A 16539-nucleotide genomic window follows, 5' to 3' on the forward strand; every position below is an offset into this window, starting at 1 on the left:
TGAAGGCTGATTATGAATATAAAATCCTTGGTGCTTTATGTGTCACTGGCTTTAGGGGTATCTGCTTGTGATAGTGGTGACGACACGGCTGTTGGAACCGAACAAGGTTCAAGTCCGCAGTCATTAACGGTGACTGTCATTGATGGTTATCTTAAATACGCTACGGTTTGGCTAGATATTAATGGTAATTACCAGCTAGACAATGGTGAACCAAGTACGACTACTGGAGATGGAGGGTATGCTCAACTAGATGTTTCAGGAATTTCTAATCCTGAAAGTTACCCTATTGTTGTGCAGGCGATAGCAGGCGAAACCATTGATGAAGACAACCCCGGCGTAACAATTTCAAAATCATTCGTCTTGTCCACTCCCGCAGGCTTTGACGTTGTGAGCCCGCTCACGACTCTTGTTGAGATGAAGGTCAGAGCTAACAACGCCAGCGTTGAAGGTGCCCAAAACGATATTGCACTAGCGCTAGGTGTTGGCATCGAAATCCTAATGGAAGACTATGGCGATTCAAGCGTTAACACAGGTGGCACCTCGCAACAAATTGCTCAACAAACAGCAAAGTCACTTGTCTCTTCATCGACTATGCCCGAATTCGGTGAACAAATTGATGATGCCATTATCACAAGTACTCTTGCCGGTGGTGAGAAACTTGGTCAGACGCTTCAGCAACATCGCCAATTAAATCCAGACGACTTTAAATCTATTGTTGATACATCAGGCATTGTTTCGGCTGATGAAGACAGTGACGGTGTAGCAGCAACCGAAGATTGGAATGACAATAATCCCACAGAATGGCTAGATACCGATAATGATGGTAAAGGTAACAATGCTGATAGTGATGATGACGGTGATAGCGTCAATGACGCTGATGATGCTTTTCCTCTAGACAGTTCCGAAAGCTCAGATTTTGATAATGATGGAATAGGGGATGTTGCTGATTTAGATGATGATAATGACGGTGTAGCGGATAAATCGGATGCCTTCCCTTATGACCCAAACAAGACGCTTGATAGCGATGGCATTGGTGATAATGCAGGTTCTCCCCCTGATTTGACTGTTGACCTAACCATTCCCGCTACAGCAGCTCCCGGCGATACGTTATCGAGCATTTCCGTTATTGCCAATAATATAGGCACAGCGACGGCCCCCGGTAAATTGGCACCTGGTTCGGCTGCTACAGGGTTTGGCACGGATATTTATATCGCGACGTCAACGACACCACCGTCATCTCAGCCCGTTTATAGCGAAAGCTACTCGGAATACGTTCTCTTGCAAGGCGGGCGAGCCAATAACACAACAGACTTGGCCGCCGGTGCCAGCAAAGATTACAGCTCGCAATTGAGTGTCTCTACAATCCCTGCGGATACCCCGGCCGGAGAGTATTATATTTGTGCCTATATTGACGCAGGAACCTTGGTTACCGAAGCGAATGAAAACAACAATGTCACGTGTCAGGCAATAACTTTGAGCAGTTCGGAAAGTACAGGTGAAGTCCCTGATTTGACCGTTGGCCTAACCATTCCCGCTACAGCAGCTCCCGGCGATACGTTATCGAGCATTTCCGTTATTGCCAACAATATAGGTGCAGCGACGGCCCCAGGGAAACTGGCACCTGGCTCGGCTGCGACAGGATTTGGCACGGATATTTATATCGCGACGTCAACGACACCACCGTCATCTCAGCCCGTTTATAGCGAAAGCTACTCGGAATACGTTCTCTTGCAAGGCGGACGAGCCAATAACACAACAGACTTGGCCGCCGGTGCCAGCAAAGATTACAGCTCGCAATTGAGTGTATCGACAATCCCTGCCGATACCCCGGCCGGAGAGTATTACATTTGTGCCTATATTGACGCAGGAACCCTGGTTGCCGAAGCTGATGAAAACAACAATGTCACTTGCCAGGCAATAACTTTGAGCAGCTCGGAAAGTACAGGTGAAGTCCCTGATTTGACCGTTGGCCTAACCATTCCCGCTACAGCAGCTCCCGGCGATACGTTATCGAGCATTTCCGTTATTGCCAATAATATAGGCACAGCGACGGCCCCCGGTAAATTGGCACCTGGCTCGGCTGCGACAGGGTTTGGCACGGATATTTATATCGCGACGTCAACGACACCACCGTCATCTCAGCCTGTTTATAGCGAAAGCTACTCGGAATACGTTCTCTTGCAAGGCGGGCGAGCCAATAACACAACAGACTTGGCCGCCGGTGCCAGCAAAGATTACAGCTCGCAATTGAGTGTATCGACAATCCCTGCCGATACCCCGGCCGGAGAATATTACATTTGTGCCTATATTGACGCAGGAACCTTGGTTACCGAAGCGAATGAAAACAACAATGTCACGTGTCAGGCAATAACTTTGAGCAGCTCGGAAAGTACAGGTGAAGTCCCTGATTTGACCGTTGGCCTAACCATTCCCGCTACAGCAGCTCCCGGCGATACGTTATCGAGCATTTCCGTTATTGCCAATAATATAGGCACAGCGACGGCCCCCGGTAAATTGGCACCTGGCTCGGCTGCGACAGGGTTTGGCACGGATATTTATATCGCGACGTCAACGACACCACCGTCATCTCAGCCTGTTTATAGCGAAAGCTACTCGGAATACGTTCTCTTGCAAGGCGGGCGAGCCAATAACACAACAGACTTGGCCGCCGGTGCCAGCAAAGATTACAGCTCGCAATTGAGTGTATCGACAATCCCTGCCGATACCCCGGCCGGAGAATATTACATTTGTGCCTATATTGACGCAGGAACCTTGGTTACCGAAGCGAATGAAAACAACAATGTCACGTGTCAGGCAATAACTTTGAGCAGTTCGGAAAGTACAGGTGAAGTCCCTGATTTGACCGTTGGCCTAACCATTCCCGCTACAGCAGCTCCCGGCGATACGTTATCGAGCATTTCCGTTATTGCCAACAATATAGGTGCAGCGACGGCCCCAGGGAAACTGGCACCTGGCTCGGCTGCGACAGGATTTGGCACGGATATTTATATCGCGACGTCAACGACACCACCGTCATCTCAGCCTGTTTATAGCGAAAGCTACTCGGAATACGTTCTCTTGCAAGGCGGGCGAGCCAATAACACAACAGACTTGGCCGCCGGTGCCAGCAAAGATTACAGCTCGCAATTGAGTGTATCGACAATCCCTGCCGATACCCCGGCCGGAGAATATTACATTTGTGCCTATATTGACGCAGGAACCTTGGTTACCGAAGCGAATGAAAACAACAATGTCACGTGTCAGGCAATAACCCTGAATAGTCCGGAAGACAGTGATTTTGCTATTGTTGCCGCTTCACAATGTGCTGTGATCAGTCCAAGCTATGATGGCTTTAGCCAATCGGTGGTGATCTCGCTTACCCGTTCGGGAGGTCATAACGATACGGTGAATTTCTCACTTAATACCGCTGAGTCTGGTATATCAGGTAGCTTTGCTCCGTCGACGCTGTCTGGCTCATCAGATGCCACCACACTCTTGACGTTAACAGTGGATTCTTCTTTGGCAACGGGGGATTACTCAGTATCTGTTGAAGCCACTGATAGCACCAATACCTATAGCCAAAACTTGACGCTCACGGTGTTATCTTCAACTGCAGGCTCAGGTTTAAGCTTCTCGGTACATACCGCATCAGGTGGAGGAACAGACAACTTCGGCCATGCACTAGCAGTGAAATCAGACGGCAGTGTGTTGGCTTGGGGATCAAACCACTTTGGTGAGTTGGGCAATAATGACTTTTCAAATTCCAGTAATACGCCAGTCCAAGTTGTTGGCCCTGATGGTTCCAGTTACTTACAGGATATTGTATCGGTTGCAGCCGGAAGAACCCACTCGATAGCATTACGCGAGGATGGTACGGTATGGACATGGGGCTATGCCAGCCACGGACAGCTGGGCACCGATAATTATGGTTTAGTTTCTGGACTTGATCCCGATGAAAACCCCATTGGTTATACCCCTTTTGCTGTTCCCGTTTGTGGATTGGTAGATATTGTTTCCATTGCCGCTGGTGACTCTCACTCCTTAGCCTTGGACAATAACGGCCAAGCATTCGCCTTTGGTAGCAACACCTGGGGGATGTTGGGAGACGGTACCACAAACCATGCCACAACCCCCGTTGAAGTGAAAACCGATGCAAGTAACTCGTTCAGTAATATTGCTGTTATTGGCGCAGGCCATTTTCATTCGTTAGCTGTAGATACGTCGGGTAATGTTTTTGCCTGGGGGCGTAATGAATATGGCGCTCTAGGTGATGGTAACCAAGGCACTGACAGTTACTACCCTGTAGCAGTTATTGATACCAATGGTAACCAGCTTAGTGGCATTACTGATATTGACGGCGGTTACCAACACTCGGTGGCTTTGGGCAATTTTGGCGTAGTTTACGCTTGGGGAGATAATTATTGGGGGCAGCTGGCGGATAGCACCATGGATACAACGGCGCCCCATAGTGTACAGGTAAATGATGTTAGTTCCAGCGTATCGGCACTCAGCAGCCTGACCGTCATTGATGTTGATGCGGGGGCTGATAACACTCTGATATTGACAGATTCGGGTTCCGTATACGGCTTTGGGTGGGGGACATTAGGACAAAATGGTGACGGCTCCGCTACCGAGCGTGACTTCGTTCCCGTGGCTACTAACTTTGATTCTGCAACGGTGGATGTCAAAGCGGTTTCAGCCTTGGGCAGTTCTACTTTAGTTATCAGCGAAAATACCTCAGGTATGGATGCGACTGTCTATACCTATGGCGACGATCGTTATGGCCAGCTCGGCATAGGAGGTAGCACAACAAGTTGTACCTTGGGAATATCGACAGTGGCTTGCGGAACACAACCCGCAGAGGTAGCAGGGGCAACGGATATTCGCCTGCCATAAGCGCTATCTTTCAACAACGAACTCCTTAATTGATAAAGACTCTGTAATTGGTTGTACAGGGTCTTTTTCAGGAGTTGTAAAAAGCCCGCAAGTGCGGGCTTATCATTTTATATGTCAGATGTGATAGTCAATACTTCAGAAGCTGCATTGTAGTTGGTTAAAAAATCTCTAATAGTTGTGAATGTCGCTGTTTCAGGAGAACCTGGGTGATCGGATGTTGCTACATCTACGACAAACATTGAACCAAGCAAGAGCTTAACAGGGCTTACACGGACTGGCTGAGGTCTAAAGTAAGCTCTTTCATTTGCCTTAATCGTTTTTATATCATTTGTCTCATAGATTGCTGACGTAATAAGATCAAGCGTAAACTCTGTACAGTTTTGAAAGTCCAATGTAAATGGGTTTGCAATAAGTGAGTAATTTGAATTATGCAATTCTTTGTAAACTGGTGATGATATTAGGGTTAACAACCTTTTTTGTAATTCGGGTGTTGGTATGATGATGCCTGCCTCTAGCTCCTCAACGCCAGCAAAAAAATCGACTGGAAAATCTTGTACTAAATGACTTATATTGGGTGAATTTTCACTCTGATACAGATTATATATTGCATAGCCTGGAACGAGTCTGTTATCGGCCGTAGTTATTTGAGAATATACAGCAAGAGCAGTATGGGTGAAGCTGATCCCTTCCGGTAAATTACTACGCGAGTTACCGACCCTTGCAATAATTGCAACTCTGGCTCCTTTCTTGGCCAGAACCTTCTCAACCTTTTTTGAAAACTTCATGATCTCTTCAGGTATGAAATGTAACTCATCACCAGCTTGACTCATACCAGCAAGCACCGAGGAACTAGGTAAAATAAAGAGAATGATGGAAAATGAAAGGATAAAGGCTTTCACTATTTTCATCTTATTATTCCTATATTTTTTGATTATTTAGGCTTGGTACTAATGCTTCGCTTGGCGGGGGACCTACTGTAATAGACTCTTCTGTAATTTCTAACGGTGTTCCAATAGGGGCTGTCGCGGCTTCCATCAGCTCATTAGACACTTTGGTACTTACCGCACCAGCAGAGCCAACAATTGCAAACGGCATGGCAGAGGCGGCAGAAGTAACTTGACCTGAACCAGCAATGGCATGCCCTACACTTGCGCTCGCATGAGAGCCAGATTTGCCTGTTTCTCTTATCGCTTGGCCACTATGATTCTCACTGGCAAAAGAGTTGGCACTCCACATCATTGTGACTGCTGATGCGATGGCTAATATCTTTAATAGTTTCATGTTTATTTCCTTATAATTATACGAGTAATTTTTCTCTTTGCTAACATTCCATTTTTAAGATGTTAAAATAGCCGTTTGTCTCTTAGGTTAGAAATTTAAACGCAACTAGAAATGATGCGAAAAAATAAGTCTCCATTATTTTGATTTATTTAAATGCTATTGTTGTATGTTTTTTAAATTAAATTTATCTGGTTTTTTTATTCTCGATTAGCTGTATTGAACTCTATTTAATATATACGCATTTATTTGTAAAACAATAATCGAACACTGTTTCTTTGGCTCTTGTCACACTCTTCATGTATGAATGTAATATAACGTTTGGAAAAAACAGCCCGCTAGTAGTAGCCATGCTGAGGTATTAATAAAGAGGGAGCTAAGAAATGTTGGGTGAGGCTGGGGTAAATGGTTAATAAAAGCCCGCATGTGCGGGCTTAACATTAAGCATGGTTTAGAAAGAAGTACGCTTGTAGCGGCGGTATTCAGACTTCCAAAAGTTTGCGTCGATCTTCTCTTTGATACGCTCGTCAGTGTTCTTCGGTGCTTTATGTTGCTCAACGGCTTTCTTAGCCACAGCAAAAGCAATTTGGCGAGAAACAGAATGGATTTCTTCTAACGGTGGCAGTAGGGCACCTTGACCGTTAATAGCCAACGGTGAGCACTCTGCAAGTGCGCGGCTACTTTCCATTAACATTTCATCGGTAACACGATGCGCACCAACAGCAAGCACACCCAGGCCAATACCTGGGAAGATATAACTGTTGTTACACTGTGCAATTGGGTATGTCTTACCGTTATGTACCACTGGCTCAAACGGAGAACCGGTCGCCACAAGCGCGTTACCGTCGGTCCAGCGAATGATATCGGCTGGTGTTGCCTCGACACGGCTTGTTGGGTTAGACAGTGGGAAGATAATAGGGCGCTCGCAATGCTGGTGCATCTCACGAATTACATCTTCACTGAATAGCCCAGGGACACCTGATACACCGATCAGGATTGTTGGCTTGGCGTTACGCATTACATCAAGAAGTGAGATGTTATTGTCCTGGGTTTCCCACTTATTAATCTCATCGCGAGGCTGAACAAGCTTTTTCTGGAAGTTGATCAGGTTTGGCATGTCGTCAACCAATAGACCCCAGCGGTCGACCATGAACACTTGGCTGCGGGCTTGTTGATCAGAGATACCTTCCGATACCATTTGCGCGATAATTGCTTCAGCAATACCACAACCAGCAGAACCGGCACCTAAGAAGGTAACACGTTGCTCTGATAATTTGCTGCCTGCTGCTTTACAAGCTGCCAATAATGAACCAACAGTAACGGCAGCGGTACCCTGAATGTCATCATTGAAACAACAGACATTGTCTTTGTAGCGTTCCAGTAGTGGCATCGCATTCTTCTGCGCAAAATCTTCAAACTGAATAAGTGCTTCAGGCCAGCGCTGCTTAACTGCTTGGATAAACTCGTCAACAAAGTTGTCATACTCTTGGCCAGAGATACGAGGATGGCGCCAACCCATGTACATAGGATCTGATAAGCGCTGTGGGTTATTGGTACCCACATCGAGAACAACAGGAAGAGTATAAGCAGGGCTGATACCGCCACACGCGGTATACAGGGCAAGCTTACCGATTGGAATGCCCATACCACCGATACCCTGATCACCCAGGCCAAGAATACGCTCACCATCAGTCACAACGATCACTTTCACGTTATGGCGAGATGCGTTGTTCAGCACATCTTCCATGCGGTCGCGGTTCGGGTATGAGATAAACAGGCCACGGCCACGACGATAGATATTGGAGAAGTCTTCACATGCTGCGCCCACCGTCGGGGTGTAGATGATCGGCATCATTTCAGTAATATGGTTTTCAACCAAACGATAGAACAGCGTCTCGTTGGTATCTTGAATATTGCGCAGGTAGATGTGCTTATCCATATCTTTATCAAACTTTTGGTATTGTTGATAAGCACGTTCAGTTTGTTCTTCGATTGTTTCAATCGCTTCCGGAAGTAGACCTTCCAGGTTGAAGAACATACGTTCTTCGACAGAGAATGCACTACCTTTGTTTAGCAGAGGTGTTTCGAGTAACGCAGGGCCTGCGTAAGGAATATATAAGGGTCTTTTATCGTTTTTCATGCAATAGACTCTGTTTTTGGGATTTTGGTAGTTATCAATGAAAATTGTATACAACATTTTCATCTAGGGGCTAATCGTATGCCTATAAGCGAGTTATTTCAAAGGCTCAAAGGATTATTTTCGCGAAAGGGATCATGTTTCTCTATTTTTGGGGGGATTTCCCCCATCTCTTGTGCCTTATGGGTTAAAGGCAATATGCTGTATTGGTTAATAAGTTAGATGGTGATGCTGGTTATGTAATGAAATGTAGTATTTATTAATGTGATGTGCAGTGTTTGTATGATAATCCGACTGTCAATTTAGAAAGGCATCTTTGATATTTTTGTGGCCTATCTATGATAGAGGAGCATTGCATAGCTTTAATGCTCAATGCCAACTAAATAAACCATCTTAACTAATAAGATCACTCGAATGAGTGGTCTTTTTTGTATGGTGCGCCGGGCATGGCGTTATTGAGGAGGTAACTATTTGGGAAAATACCGCATGGCCCGACTCATTGCACAATGCTAAAAATGAGAACTAAGTAACATTTTTTTAACCATGGTCTATTATGAAATCTGTTTATGAGCAATTCCACGAAGGTAGTCGATGAAGGACGTTCAACTATTTCAAATCTTGTTCCTTAAGGTTCTTTGTTTGGTGTTATTGCTGGTTGGTACAGGATCAAATGCGGCGAGTATCAGCCAATCGGATCCGCGTATGTCTACTGTGATCACTCTTGGTGTCATTAGTACCAACCCAAAGAAACAGTACAAACTCATAAAGCCACTAGCCGATTATCTTGCAGCAAACTTGCAGTCATTTGGTATAGAGAAAAGCGATGTTATCGTAGCAAAAGATGCCGATCAGATGATGAAATTGCTAGAACAAGGGAAGGTTGATGTCCTTTCGGAAACCGTCTTTACCGCCAGTAAGCTAGCACAGGAAGCGAATGCAGAGCTTTTGTTGCTTAGGTGGAAAAAAGGAGTGGAAAAGTACTCAACAGTGTTTTTTGTCCGAAAAGACAGCGGTATCAAGTCATTGAGTGACTTACAAGGAAAAACTATCGCTTTTGAAGACAGAGACTCTACTAGTGCTTTCTACATACCAGCCTCAATTTTACTTCAGCAAGGATTTGAACTTCAGGAGCTAAAGTCACCAAGGGAAAAGCCTGAAGCAGGACGGATTGGGTATTTATTTTCAGATGAGATGACAGTAACCCATAATGAGGTAAATATCTCATCATGGGTCTGTAATGGTGTCATTATGGCTGGCGCTTTCAGTGATTTAAATTGGAACGATGATGAAGACATGCCACTACAGATGCGAGATGAGCTCAATATTATCTACCAGTCTAAACCATTCCCTAGAAGTATTGTTTTGATACGATCTGAAATAGACAGCGGGTTCAGAGAAGAGATACAGCGTCTGCTGCTTGTTGCCAACAAGCGTGAAGATGGAATAAATGCACTGCGCATGTATCAGAAAACGGCGAAATTTACCCATCTAAATGCTAAAGATCACGACGGAATAGCGTATGCCGAACAACTGAGAGAAATCGTTGAACGACATATACTTCCTTAGGGGGTTGTAATGAATTTGCTCACCCGCTTTTCGTTATGGAATACCTTACTTGTCGTTGGCGGAATATTGCTGATTTCAACGATACAGATTGCTATCGTACAAGATAATTCAAGAGAGGTGCTTGAAGATACGACGACGCTGGCATCTGAAACCTTGATGCAGCAACTGCATGAGCGGGCAGGCCAGTCCCTAGACTATTTCTCAGAGTCATTGGTTAATTCCTTGTATATGTATGATATGGAGTCAACATATAGGTTGTTGCACCCGGCATTAAGCTCTCAGCAAGTCGACTCCATTGTCGTTTTTGATGACAAAGGAAAAATATTTCATGAAGCTGAGAGGCTGATAGTAAATTATGGAGCGCTCTTTGACCGAGCTGATGTGTTAAGTACGGTCTTGCAGGGACAACAAGACTTTTCGAATGAAACAGAGCAGCACCTTGAGCTTGCAACGCCTATTTATTTTGGTGATAAATTGCTGGGTGGCATATATCTGCAGTTTTCCCTTACATCGATTCATGCCGATATCGCGGAGGCAAGACAACTAATATCTGAAGTTACGCAATTGAAGCTAATGCAAATTAAAGTGATTACGGCTATTTCAGTGATGATTGTGTGTTTGATGAGCTTAACTTTGTCGGGTTTTTTGACCCGAACGGTAACACGATCAATTTCTGATTTAGTTGAACATGTTAAGCGTATCTCAAAAGGGGATTTTTCTCGATTAAACAAAGTTAGCCTGAACGATGAAGTGGGGATGTTAGCAAACTCGTTTAATGATCTCAGTGTGAGATTACAACAGCGCACCAGCGAACTGGAGTTCTTAGCATATCATGATCCCTTGACGAAGCTGCCCAATCGAGAATATTTCCTCAAGCTGCTAAACAAGTTGGTCCAAGAGCGAGTAAAGTGCTCAGGTTCATTGTTTGTAATGTTTATTGATCTTGATGAGTTTAAAAACACCAACGATACATTTGGGCACCCTGTCGGTGATGCCCTGTTGTGTCACGTTTCTAAGCGAATACTAAAAAACTTACGACAATCAGACTTTAATTCAGATACAAGATCTTGCTGTGATAAGCATGCAATCCTTGCAAGGGTTGGTGGGGATGAGTTCCTGTTATGTCTGCCTCAGTTAACAGAAGACAATGAGGCGTCCAGTGTTGCAAAAAGACTCATTACACTGATCAAGCAGCCAATTAATATTGAAGGCAAAGAGTTATACATCAATGCCAGCATCGGAATCTCAAATCTCTCCCAATCAGCAGAAACGGGTGATGATTTGATTAAGAATGCTGATATTGCAATGTATGAAGCTAAGTCAAAAGGAAAAGGAACATTTTGTCATTTCAATGCTGAAATGAATGATCGCCTTAAGCAACGCCGCTTGATAGAAACAGAATTAAGAAAGGCGCAAGATACGTTTGAGCAGTTTGAAGTCTGGCTTCAACCTCAAATTGAGTTGAAAAGCGGTATGTTGGTAGGTGCCGAGGCGCTTCTTCGCTGGCGTCATCCCAAGCTTGGCTTGGTTCAACCGAAAGACTTTATTTATATTGCCGAATCAACAGGGCTTATTTTACCTATTGGTGATTGGATAATAGATACTATATGCCAGCAGCTGGTGGCCTGGGAGGCATTGCTACCCCCTAAATTCCATATCGCAATTAACATTTCTGCTAAACAGCTATATAGCCAGGATACCTGCAAAAAGATTGTAGAAACTCTGAGCAAGCATAGACTTTACCCGCAGAGACTGCATGTTGAGGTAACTGAAAGCTTGTTAATGAAAGATGAGAGAAGTGCGAAACAGTATCTCAACTATTTATCTGATGCTGGAATACAGATCTGGCTTGATGATTTTGGGACTGGTTATTCTTCGTTGAAATACCTGCGTCAATTTAACTTTGATGGCGTGAAAATTGACAGAGATTTTATTCGGGATATTGATACGGATGCCTATGATCAGGCCTTGTCTGGCGCCATCATTTCGATGGCAAATGACTTAGATATGTCTGTTGTTGCTGAAGGAATAGAGACGGTAACACAGGAAACTTTCCTCAAAAGTAAGTCATGTAGCCTTGGGCAGGGGTATTACTATTCCAAGCCATTGTCCCCGGATGCTTTCAAGAAAAAATACCTCACAGAGAGTGTTAAAGCTCACAGGCTAAAGCTAGTGAAGACATAGCGCTTTTTCTCTCAGCCACTCCACTATTATATATGAATGAATTCCCGGCATTCGACACAGAGAATAACGGCATGAAACTCGTCTATCTAGGTGGTTGTGAAACGGTAACAGGGTCTAAATTTCTGATTGAAACTAAAACAACGCGTGTGCTTGTCGATTGTGGGTTGTATCAGGGATATAAATGGCTGAGAAGACGAAATTGGCAGCCTTTGCTGTTAGTTGACGTCCAAAAACTAGATGCGATTTTACTCACCCACGCCCATATTGATCATTCTGGCTATATTCCCGTTTTATACAAACAGGGTTATCGCGGGCCAGTGATTACCCATAATGCGACGAAAGAACTGTGTTCAATCTTATTGGCAGATAGCGGTCACCTTCAGGAAGAAGATGCGCGATTTTACAGTAAACATAGGCTGAGTAGGCATGAATTTCCTGAACCTCTTTATGATCGCTTCACTGCAGAACAATCCATGGAGTTATTCGAATCAGTAGAGTACGAAGAGCGCTTTACTGTCGGTGATATAAACGTGTATCTGCAAAACGCCGGTCATATTCTTGGTGCTGCCAGTATCATTATTGAAGCAGAAGGCAAAACGGTCGGTTTTTCTGGTGATGTAGGGCGGCCTGACGATGTGATCATGAGGCCGCCCCAGCCCTTACCGGAGTTGGATCTACTGTTACTCGAGTCTACCTACGGTAATCGCCGTCATGATAAAACCGATCCCTTCCAGCAGCTGTGCAATGTTGTTAATGAAACCGCCAAAGCTGGTGGAACATTGTTGATCCCTTGTTTTGCTGTCGGGCGTGCGCAAACCCTGCAGTATATGCTGGCCTCGCTGGTTGAGGCTGGGCGTATACCAAGGTTGCCTATTTATTTGGATAGTCCAATGGCAATTGATGTTTCCGATATCTATCGCCGTTATTCTAATGAACACCGGTTAACGGATGCTCAGTGCTATTCTATGTGTAATGCCGTAATTTTTACACGGAGCGTTGAAGAGTCCAAAGCGTTAGCTGAAGTAAGGTTTCCCCATATTATTATTGCCGGCAGCGGTATGGTCACAGGAGGTAGGATATTGCATCACTTGAAACAGCGTTTGCCTGATCATCGAACCACTGTACTACTGACGGGTTATCAGGCTGGAGGGACTCGGGGTGCAAAAATGCTAGAAGGGGCGGATGTAGTAAGAATACACGGGGAGTGGGTAACTAACCGTGCTCAGATAAAGGTGATGCATGGGCTTTCGGGGCATGGGGATTTTATTGACCTGGAGCGATGGCTCGAACAGTCCACTCTGCGTAAACAGATGCCAATAAAGCTGGTTCATGGTGATCCTGATGCTTTGGAAGGCATGCGGGATCACTTACGATGTACGACGAGTTTTGATGTGGAAATAGCGGCTTACCAAAACATCCTGACACTATAGAAGGAAACGCGTATGCAAGTCGAAACGTTAAGAGATGTCCTACATTGGACTCGAGAGTTTCATCAGTGCCTGGCCAACTGCCTACAAAAGAGTCTTGAAAAAACGGATAGTGAACGGGTAACCATGCTACTTAAGTACCTAGGTGATCATGAAGCAAAATTGGTAGATGTTCTGGATGGTTTTGAGAAAATGACGAGTGAAAACATTCTAAATACATGGTGTTATGAGTATTTCGATAAGCACCCTATTATACGTCACCAGAAATTTGATAATGCATTTACCGAGTTAGAGCCCACAGCCATCATTACTGAAATTACTAATCTTCATCAGCAGGTTATTGAGCTTTATCGCTATTTACAAGATAGGGCAGAGCCAGAATCCTGTAAGGAAGTGCTATCCCAGCTAACAGATCTTGAACAGCATGAGGCAATGCGTATGGTACATAGCGCCAGTCGGTTAGAGGATTTGTAATTTTCAGGTGTTGTTATTGAGTAAGTGTTGCTAAGTGGGGGCTAAATGGCTTGGTCTTTGCTTGGAGAGTGAACGCGGTCTCTGTCGATCAGAACGAGACGGGATAAATGACAATCAGGTAGTTTGCTGACAAAATACCAAAGAATTGGATTTTACAGCAGAAACCGTACATGCCGCAGACGTTACCCATTGATTCTCTCAAAGAAACATTTCTTTCCCACCTTTCGAAACAACACCTGGTTGTTGAAGCCGAAACCGGTTCTGGTAAGTCGACTCGTTTGCCGCTATGGGCTGCAGAAAAGGGCAGAGTTCTGGTTATCGAACCAAGACGAGTGGCATGTACATCCTTGGCCGAATACGTTGCTGAGCAGACGGGTGAGCAGTTAGGGGGAAACGTTGGTTATGCCATTCGGTTTGATAATCGATTTAATGATCAAAGCCGTATTATCTTTGTTACTCCCGGTGTTGCTCTGCGTTGGCTGAGTGAAGATCAGTTAGCAACGTTTGATACTGTGATTATTGATGAGTTTCATGAAAGGCGTTGGGATACGGATCTATTGCTGGCACTGCTAATGAAACTGAACAAGCACCGGTTGGTGGCAACCTCTGCGACGATGGACGGCCAGCGATTATCAGACTACCTAGGAGCCCATCGACTACAAGCCAAGGGCAGAACCTATTCGGTTGAGCTAACCCATTTAGCCAGTGATAGTCGAAATATGCCGGATATCAGAGGCATTGAAAATAAAGTCTCTGAGGCGATAGTAACTACCTACCAACATCACCAAGACATATTGGTTTTTTTACCTGGAAGGAAAGAGATTTCACAGTGTGAAGCTCAGCTCAAACGAGCATTCAATGAGCAGGTTGCATTGGGGCTCATCGATGTCATACCGCTTCATGCATCCGTTACGGATGAAGAAAGGCACCGGGCTTTAACCGAAAGTGATAAGCAACGCATTATTCTGGCGACCAATGTTGCTGAAACGTCGCTGACCATTCCAGGGGTTACCCTGATTGTTGATACTGGCCTTGAACGTCGTACCCATCAACGTAATGGCCGAACCGTGTTAGGGCTTCATGCCATTTCCCGAGCCAGTGCCGAACAACGAAAAGGACGGGCAGGGCGAGTTAGCGAAGGCAGTTGTATACGTTTGTACGGCAAGGCTGCCCCTCTGGAGGTACTTACCCCGCCAGAATTGCACCGAGAAGAGCTGGTCGAGCCGATGCTGGCTGCGGCCTGTTGTGGCTATACTTTCGAAGAATTGGCATTTATCGATAGCTTACCGCAGCAGACTGTTGAGCAGGCCAAAGAAAAACTCAGGCAAATGCGAGCGATTGATGAGCTGGGTGTCGTTACCGATCATGGTCGGCGCTTGTATCCGTTGCCGATTGATACTTTGTTCGCCCACCTGATCACGGTCATGCCGGACAAGGCCTGCCAGGAGGCGATGGTTGACCTGTCCGCTGCGCTAAGCGTACCTCAACGGCTGTGGCAACTGTCAAACAGTGAAGAAAAGCGAGAACTGTTGGCGAAATGGCAACCTTTAGCGTGTGATGCTATGACTCTGGTTAAGCTGCTACGGGAGCCGACGCCGGATTTTCTCAACGTAGGCATGAGTGTATTAAAAGAGGCTCGTCAGCTTTCGGAGCAGATCCGTGAGGCACTGGAGCTGCCGCAACTTGAAGTGGCGACCTCAGTACGGCGCGACAGCTGGATGCTGGCGGTCATCAAGGCCGCTCCTGAGTTAGTTTTCGTGAGGCGGGAAAAACGCAGGCAGGCGTTGGGGAACGGGTTCAGCGAAGTCAGTATTGGCCGTGATAGTCGTTTTGCCGATGATGCTGAGGCCGCCATTGTCTTCGACCAGTTCTCGTTGCCTGGAAAAGGGGTGAAGCAGACTCTGTCTTTAGCAACCTGTATGTCCCCGTTGCCCCTTGAGCAGCTTAATTTACTGGAGTTTGGTGAAGATCGGCTGGGTAATAGCCAGATAAGTGAGGAACATTGCCAGGTCGAAGTGCAGCGCGTTTATGCGGGACGTGTGATCCATACTCGTTGGCAACAGCCAGAAGGGCAATCGGCAAGGCAGGCTTTGGTTGCTATGACGATGACCGGTTCGGTATTGGAAGGGCTTGCCGAGAAGGTGTCAGCCGATATCCATCAGTGGAACCTTTACTTGGCGCTAGGGCGTTACCAGCCAGCTATGTGTACACGCCCTGACACCTCGGTTGATGTGACTGACTGGGTCAGTGAGCAACTGGAAGAGCTGGGGGTGGAAACTGTTGACGATCTTGCATTGTTTAGCGTTGATGACTTTGTGTTTGATGGGATTCCCGATTGGGAGCGAGAAGAGTTTGATCTAGAGTTTCCTTATCAGGTTGTTCTGACCGATCTAACCATGCAGATCGAATACCATATCGCAAGGAAACTGGTTATTGCCGTACATGCCAGCGGGAAGCGCAAGACAGATCCAAAGCGTTGGGAGCTACCGCGCTGGCAAGGGTGGCGAATTCAATATCGTAAGGCCAGCCGAACAATAGACATCAAATAATCGGTGTGAAGTCAGTAAAACGACCTGG

At 45.7% G+C, this 16539-nt stretch carries 9 protein-coding genes; 6 read left to right on the plus strand and 3 right to left on the minus strand.

All coding sequences use genetic code 11. The features are described 5' to 3' along the window. Positions 1-12 precede the first annotated feature (12 nt). The gene (locus tag AC51G0_RS08695; protein WP_496301653.1) at positions 13-4896 is read left to right on the plus strand and encodes an RCC1 domain-containing protein; all 4884 of its coding nucleotides are present in this window, start codon (positions 13-15) and stop codon (positions 4894-4896) included. A 107-nt stretch (positions 4897-5003) separates the two neighbouring features. On the opposite strand, the gene AC51G0_RS08700 is transcribed toward AC51G0_RS08695, so the two are convergent. From AC51G0_RS08700 to AC51G0_RS08710, 3 genes are all read right to left on the minus strand, one after another. Then, positions 5004-5804 (minus strand): DUF2145 domain-containing protein, encoded by an 801-nt coding sequence (locus AC51G0_RS08700; protein ID WP_496301654.1) that lies wholly within the window; start codon positions 5802-5804, stop codon positions 5004-5006. A 10-nt stretch (positions 5805-5814) separates the two neighbouring features. After that, on the minus strand, positions 5815-6177 hold the full coding sequence (locus tag AC51G0_RS08705; protein WP_496301655.1) for a hypothetical protein: 363 nt from the start codon (positions 6175-6177) through the stop codon (positions 5815-5817). Positions 6178-6625: 448 nt separating this feature from the next. Continuing rightward, positions 6626-8314, minus strand: a complete 1689-nt coding sequence (locus AC51G0_RS08710; RefSeq protein WP_496301656.1) for an NAD-dependent malic enzyme — start codon at positions 8312-8314, stop codon at positions 6626-6628. Between the two features lie 588 nt (positions 8315-8902). Here AC51G0_RS08710 and AC51G0_RS08715 point away from each other — a divergent pair. From AC51G0_RS08715 to AC51G0_RS08735, 5 genes are all read left to right on the plus strand, one after another. Then, positions 8903-9877, plus strand: coding sequence for a phosphate/phosphite/phosphonate ABC transporter substrate-binding protein (locus AC51G0_RS08715; RefSeq protein ID WP_496301657.1), 975 nt, complete (start codon positions 8903-8905; stop codon positions 9875-9877). A 9-nt stretch (positions 9878-9886) separates the two neighbouring features. Next, entirely contained in the window at positions 9887-12061 is a 2175-nt protein-coding gene (locus AC51G0_RS08720) for a bifunctional diguanylate cyclase/phosphodiesterase (RefSeq protein WP_496301658.1), read from the plus strand. A 71-nt stretch (positions 12062-12132) separates the two neighbouring features. Further along, entirely contained in the window at positions 12133-13491 is a 1359-nt protein-coding gene (locus AC51G0_RS08725) for an MBL fold metallo-hydrolase (RefSeq protein ID WP_496301659.1), read from the plus strand. A gap of 12 nt (positions 13492-13503) precedes the next feature. Further along, entirely contained in the window at positions 13504-13962 is a 459-nt protein-coding gene (locus tag AC51G0_RS08730; protein ID WP_496301660.1) for an ATPase, read from the plus strand. 170 nt (positions 13963-14132) lie between these two features. Continuing rightward, positions 14133-16511: a helicase-related protein gene (locus AC51G0_RS08735; RefSeq protein WP_496301661.1), complete on the plus strand. Its 2379-nt coding sequence runs from the start codon at positions 14133-14135 to the stop codon at positions 16509-16511. Positions 16512-16539 lie beyond the last annotated feature (28 nt).

This window comes from Photobacterium sp. HL06 (assembly GCF_059552575.1).